The 611-nt window shown below is 59.2% G+C and carries 1 protein-coding gene; it reads right to left on the bottom strand.

What is annotated here, in order from left to right:
- Positions 1-611: hypothetical protein (locus RB298_RS15645; RefSeq protein WP_486047541.1), on the bottom strand; the 611-nt coding region annotated here is incomplete at both ends.

The following is a 611-nucleotide window of genomic DNA, read 5'->3' as shown; positions in this document are numbered from 1 at the left end:
CTGCTGCTTCGCCTCTCGCTTCTGGTGCTCCTGTGTGGTCTGCTGATCCTGTTGCCCCTGTCGCATCCGTTTCTCCTGGCGTTCCAGTCGCTCCTGTGGCTCCCGTTACCCCTGTTGCTCCCGTGGCCCCCGTTGCTCCTGTTGTTCCTGTTGCTCCGGTTGCACCCGTTGCACCCGTGGCTCCTGTTGCACCTGTGGCTCCTGTTGCACCAGTTTCTCCTGTTGTTCCGGTTGCTCCTGTTACTCCTGTCGCTCCTGTTGCCCCTGCTGCACCTGTTGCTCCTGTTGCACCAGTTTCTCCTGTAGTTCCAGTCTCTCCTGTGGCTCCCGTTACCCCTGTTGCTCCCGTGGCCCCCGTTGCTCCTGCCGCTCCTGTGGCTCCTGTTGCTCCTGTTACTCCTGTTACCCCTGTTACTCCTGTTACTCCTGTTACTCCTGTTTCCCCTGTTACTCCTGCCGCCCCAGTTGCTCCTGTCGCTCCAGTTACCCCAGTCACCCCTGTATCTCCGGTTCCTCCCGTTGCACCCGTTGCTCCTGTTCCTTCTGTTTCTCCTCTTTCCCCAGTTGCTCCTGTTGCACCAGTTCCGCCTGTGTCCACTGTTACTCCGTTT

Origin of the sequence: Priestia sp. BR_2, from assembly GCF_041954005.1 — a bacterium.
Taxonomy (GTDB): Bacteria; Bacillota; Bacilli; order Paenibacillales; family Paenibacillaceae; genus Paenibacillus_AQ; species Paenibacillus_AQ lautus_A.
Note: the sequence above shows the minus strand (reverse complement) of the source record. Positions and strands in the feature narration are given on the sequence as shown.